The 5,710-nt window shown below is 45.2% G+C and carries 5 protein-coding genes; 4 read left to right on the top strand and 1 reads right to left on the bottom strand.

Going from position 1 to position 5,710, the window contains the following annotated elements; translation table 11 throughout:
* The 3 genes from A3761_RS16920 to A3761_RS16910 all read left to right on the top strand — a co-directional run.
* Positions 1–450 (top strand): putative nucleotidyltransferase substrate binding domain-containing protein (locus A3761_RS16920; protein WP_304439622.1); only part of this gene is annotated, 450 nt, incomplete at its 5' end.
* Positions 437–1,120, top strand: coding sequence for a 3'-5' exonuclease (locus tag A3761_RS16915; RefSeq protein ID WP_068516611.1), 684 nt, complete (start codon positions 437–439; stop codon positions 1,118–1,120). The genes A3761_RS16920 and A3761_RS16915, both read left to right, overlap by 14 nt.
* Before the next feature lie 72 nt (positions 1,121–1,192).
* A complete protein-coding gene (locus A3761_RS16910; RefSeq protein WP_082865076.1) occupies positions 1,193–3,586 on the top strand; it encodes a GAF domain-containing hybrid sensor histidine kinase/response regulator in 2,394 nt (797 codons plus the stop codon).
* A gap of 55 nt (positions 3,587–3,641) precedes the next feature.
* Here the strand turns inward: A3761_RS16910 and A3761_RS16905 are convergent, their stop codons facing one another.
* Positions 3,642–4,178, bottom strand: a complete 537-nt coding sequence (locus A3761_RS16905; protein ID WP_068506920.1) for a hypothetical protein — start codon at positions 4,176–4,178, stop codon at positions 3,642–3,644.
* 239 nt (positions 4,179–4,417) lie between these two features.
* Here A3761_RS16905 and yegD point away from each other — a divergent pair.
* Positions 4,418–5,710, top strand: a 1,293-nt coding sequence (gene yegD, locus A3761_RS16900) for a molecular chaperone (RefSeq protein ID WP_068750564.1), incomplete at its 3' end; no start/stop codon positions are given.

Here is a 5,710-nt window from a genome sequence, read left to right as displayed (position 1 = left end):
ATCTTTCAGGCATGTATGTCAGAAAATGCGCTTCAGACCTCACCGCCTTTAGGCTTTTTCAAAACCTTTGTGCTAGAGAAAGATGGCAATCACAACCCGGTATTGGATCTAAAACTACGGGGCACCGTGCCGATTGTTGCCCTGGTTCGTTTGTACTGCTTGATGAAAGGAATTGAAGAGGTAAATACCAGTAACCGGCTACAAGCTTTGGAAAGTGCAAAAGTACTCTCTGCCTCCGAAGCGAGCAACCTAAGAGATGCTCATGAGTTTATTGCTCGTTTGCGTTTGGATAGTCAGAGTAGGGCAATGATGCTGTCGCAGCCAGCGACAAACCACTTAAACCCGGATGAGTTATCTCCTTTGTTGAGGCATCAGCTTAAAAGTGCGTTTTCGGTTGTTGCTGAAAGTCAGCGCTTGTTAAAAATGCGGTTTGGTCATGGTTCTATATAAGCTTCAATACTGGTTAAAAAAACGGAATTGGTATCGCCAGGCACAGCGAACGCCGATCGCAGAGCTTTATGCCCAGCCTTCCTTGTCGGGGGGGACGAAGGTGATAGATCAAGACTTTCTGGTAGTCGATTGTGAAATGAGTGGTTTGGACCCGAAGTCGAATGAATTGCTGAGCTTAGGTTGGGTGCGTGTAAAAAATGGCCGGATTGATTACGCAACACGAAAACATCTGCTGGTGCACTCCAAGCAAACGGTAGGAGAAAGCATTCAGATACATGGCTTATGTGATCAGCGATTGGCCGGTGCCTCGAGTGTGTCGATGGCTTTGGGCTTGTTAGCTAAGCATGCAGAAGGTGCAGTATTGGTGTTTCATCATGCTGTACTCGATATCGCCTTTATTCAACGTGCGGCATTCAACTGCTTTGCTTGCCCATTGCTGTTTTCTTATATCGATACCATGCAGATAGAGCAAGGGCGCTTGGCGCGAAGTGGTCAAAGTGCGCCTTTGCAGCTAGCATCTTGTAGGGACCGCTATGGTTTACCCGCTGCTTTTCAGCACAATGCAATGTTTGATGCCGTGGCAACCGCTGAGTTGTTTTTGGCGCAATATTCCCACTTAAAGTCGGCTAGAGGTCTTAGCCTGGAAGGTTTAGCGCCCAGAGTCAGCTAGCTTTTCCATATTTCAGCTACTTTCTGCGGGAGTAGCATCTATACTCTTGATATCAATGCTCAGGAGCCGTACATGTCTCACTTTGAAATCGACCCGATGCTGGCAAAGGTCGCCGAAAACCTTTCTCTTGCATGGGCTTATCTCGATGCCGACCTTAACTATCGTAAGGCAAGCTCTCGCTATGCCAAATCATTTCATCTATCTATAGAAGAGGTAGAAGATAAACCGCTGGTTGAAGTGATTGGTGAGAAGGCTTGTGCTCAGCTATCTCCCTACTTGGCAAGAGTGCTTAGCGGGGAAGAAGTTCGATTAGATAAAGACATTGAGCTAGACCTTAGAACCGGCATGATCTACAGACAAGCAACCTACCTTCCGCAAATTAGAGAAGGTAATGTTGTTGGCTTTTTCGTCTTTATGAATGACCTGACGGAAAACAACAAAGCAATTAATACACTTCGTCGTTTGCACCTCATTACTGCCGACAGTGAATTATCAGTTGAAGAAAAAATCCAGCGAGTTTTGGCCTTGGGAAAGCAGACTTTCGAGTTACCTTTGGCTTTGGTCAGTCATATTCATAATCAGCGATATGTCGTTAAGTATTCCGACACTCCGAATGGTGAAGTAAAACCTGGTGATGAATTTGAACTGGGCATTACTTACTGTATCCACACCCTTAATGCCAATGGACCAACAGGCTTTGATCATGTAGAGAAAAGCTGCATTAATACGCATCCTTGCTACGAGGCTTTTGGCCTGGAAAGTTATATTGGTGTGCCGCTAATCGTGTCAGGTGAACGCTTTGGTACGCTAAACTTTTCTGGTCCTGAAGCACATGCCAGACCCTTTAGTGATGACGAATTTGAACTCATTCGTTTATTTGCCCAATGGATAGGTAATGAACTGAGCAAACAGCTTGTTGCAGAAGATTTAGCACGTCAGAAGACTTTACTGGAGTCGATGAGTCAGCAGGCCAGAATTGGTGCATGGGAGTGGGACATGCTGGAAGACCGGCTTTACTGGTCACTCATGACAAAAGAAATTCACGAAGTACCCGAAGGCTTTGAACCTGATGTCTCTACAGCGATCAATTTTTATAAAGAAGGTAGAAGTAGAGAGCTAATTACCGCCGCGGTGAACAAAGGTATTGAAGAAGGCATTGCTTGGCAAGAAGAGCTGCAGCTGGTGACAGCTAAAGGCAATGAAATCTGGGTTTCTGCACTTGGCCAGTCAGAATTTAAAGACGGCAAGTGTGTACGCTTATTTGGCTCATTTCAAGATGTTGATAAAAAGGTAAAAGCCGAGCTGGAGTTAAAAGAAGCGAAGGAAAAAGCAGAACAGGCAGCGCATTCAAAAAGTGTCTTTCTAGCCAATATGAGCCATGAAATTCGTACGCCTATGAATGGTGTGCTAGGGATGCTGAGCGTATTGGATACAGAAAGCCTAGATGACTCTTCATCGCAAAAGGTGGCAATTGCTAAGAAGAGTGCAAGCTCTTTGCTTTCTTTACTCGACGACATTCTCGATTTTTCCAAGGTTGATGCAGGGCACCTTGTACTTGATGAAGGTGCGATAGATTTAAGGGAATTATTCGAATCTTTTGTCGATTCGGTGCGCTTCGATATAGAAGCCAAGGACTTAAAACTCGAATTGCACTTGGAAGGCTTCGAGCAAGCGTGGGTTAAAGCAGATGCAGGAAGAATCCGTCAGATTCTTAACAACTTAGTTGGTAATGCGATTAAGTTTACCTCAGAAGGTAGTATTACAATTAAGGCTAGTTTGGTGCAGCAGAAGGACAGAAAGATATTGCGTTGTGCCATTGTTGACTCGGGTATTGGTGTTGAAGCCGAGAAGCTTGAACAGCTCTTTAACCCTTTTACCCAAGCAGACTCAAGCACAACCAGAAAGTACGGTGGCACGGGTCTCTGGCTTGCGATTGTTAAACAGTTGAGTGAGTTGATGAAGGGAGGTGTATGGGTAGAAAGTACACCTGGCAAAGGCAGCACATTTCGATTTGGACTTAATCTGGGTGTTGCTGAGGCACCGGAAGTTTCCCTGAAAGGTGAGTCAGAGGGTTCGGGCATTAAACCTCATGCGGTGCAGATATTATTAGTTGAAGATAATGAAATTAACCAGCTGGTTGCCAAAGAATTGCTGTCCCATATGGGGTATCACATCGACGTGGCTGGCAATGGTGTAGAAGCTTTGGCTACTTTAAACAGTAGCGATAAAATATATGACCTGGTGTTAATGGATTGCCAGATGCCTGAAATGGATGGCTATGAAGCAAGTAAGAACATCCGCGAAGGCTTAGGCGGCGAGGCGTATAAAAATGTCCCAATTCTGGCGTTAACGGCCAACGCAATGAAAGGTGACAGGGAGAAGTGCCTGGCGGCCGGCATGACAGATTATGTGAGTAAACCAATTATAAGAGAAGATTTAGAAAGAACCTTACACAAATATGTCTAGGTGTTTGAAACACTCGACTTCCAATATTTAGCTGTAACGACTCGAAATAAAGGCGTTAGCAATAATTTTTATGTATAGAAGGGAATAGCTGAACAATCCCGCTCTGCGCTTGATAGTCTGCAACAATCCAAATCTGCTCGAAAGGGTGCCCTTCAGGAACATGGATTTTGTCTCTTAAGGCGATGATTTCTTCTGATGTCCATGCGGGGTGTGCATTTCGAATGATCAGCCATACGCGTTGGGACTTATAGTGCTTTTGGGCTTTATTCATCAGTATTCTATTCAGAGCGCTAAGCAGACGCTCATGCACGTTGGAACAGTTAGCCTGCTCGCGCAGTGCTTCACGTGTTTTATCCGTCAGGTCACGTTTCAATATCGCCATTGCTTCGGCTTCAGAGCCGTATAGGTGCGCAATTTCCAAATCGAGTCGAAGGCCTTCCAACTCGCAGGATACATCTGGCTTATTTGGTTTGTTGTGCCAAATATGCCGAATTTCTTGACCGTGTAGCCTTTCATAGTGACGCATAAAAAGCTTGGCAGCTTCATGTTCGAGGGCTATCTTCTCGTCGGCACTGCTTGAAAATTGTTGCATAAACTAATACCCGGTTAGGCAGTCTTACTGTGCCTAGATAGAGCGACTTTATGAGAGTAGCTTATAAAGTCTTGGGTAGGACTTCAATGCCCTACCTATAACTTCTAGGGAGTCGATACATTCAGCAATTAGGTAAAAGACAGCCTGCCATATTTAACTGGCTAAGCCGTGAAGCTTATGTTAATTTTCGCGCCCTTTTTATTTGTCCTTCTTCTAGTGGTATTAAAGGTGGTAGTGGAATGATTTCGGGTTTTGACTTTGGAACCTCAAACTGTGCAATAGGTATTCACGATAGTAATTTGAATAGCGTCCGTTTGCTCGAGCTAGAGCAAGGCAAGCGCTTTATGCCGTCGACTTTGTATGCTTTAGACCGGGAACTGATTAGTGAAAGTGTCGGCTTGTCTATTGCCACTGATGAGCTTAAGTCAGACTATATCGACCTGCGCAGTAACCACTTAGCTCGTGCTCAACATGTTCGTCGGGAGCAAGGTTTTGGTTCAGACGAAAGAATAGTCTATGTCGGCCATGAAGCCTTTGAAGAGTATTTACAATGGCCGGGAGAAGGCTACTTTGTAAAGTCCCCGAAGTCTTTTCTGGGTGCCAGCGGACTTCGTCCAGAAGCGGTTTTTCTATTTGAAGATATCGTTACGGCAATGATGCAATCTATTAAAGCGCGTGCGGAACAGACACTTGGCGATACGATATCGCATACTGTAATTGGTCGCCCTGTAAACTTTCAAGGTTTGGACGCCGAGCAGAGTAACCGTCAGGCCTTGGAAATTCTGCAAACCTCAGCAAAACGTGCTGGTTTTAAAGATGTTGAGTTTTTATTTGAGCCTATTGCCGCAGGCCTGAGTTTTGAACGTTCACTCGATGCAGATAAAACGGTTTTAGTTGTCGATATCGGTGGTGGAACGAGCGACTGTGCCATGGTTAGAATGGGGCCTTCTTACCGAGATAAGAGCGATCGATCAAAAGATTTTCTAGGGCATAGCGGTGAGCGAGTAGGGGGGAACGATCTTGATATTCAGCTGGCAGGAAAGCACCTCATGCCACTTCTGGGCATGTTGTCAAAAACCAAAAGCGGTCTTCCTGTTCCCACCCAGCTTTTCTGGGACGCAGTGAGCACTAACGATGTATCGGCTCAGACACGGTTTAATGAACTTAATACAGGCTTGGATATTGAACAGCTACTACGCGATTGTGTTGAGCCAGACTTGATCAAACGCTTTATCTCAATGCGAAATAATCAGCAGCAACATCAGCTTGTTCGCAGCGCAGAGCAATGCAAAATCGCCTTGTCCTCAGCCGATAGGGTTTCAAGCTCACTTGAGTTTATCGAAGATGGGCTGAGTCAAGACGTAAAGCTAGAGCAGTTTGCTGAAGCAATTGACCGACCCTTGATGAAAATGCTGAGCTTGATGGAAGAAGCGATTACACAAGCGCAAACACAACCCGATCTAATTTTTATAACGGGGGGATCGGGTCAGTCCCCTGTTATTCGTAAAGCAATTCACAATAAATTTGGTGAC

This window comes from Oleiphilus sp. HI0123 (assembly GCF_001635315.1).
This window is presented reverse-complemented; position numbering and strand designations above follow the sequence as displayed.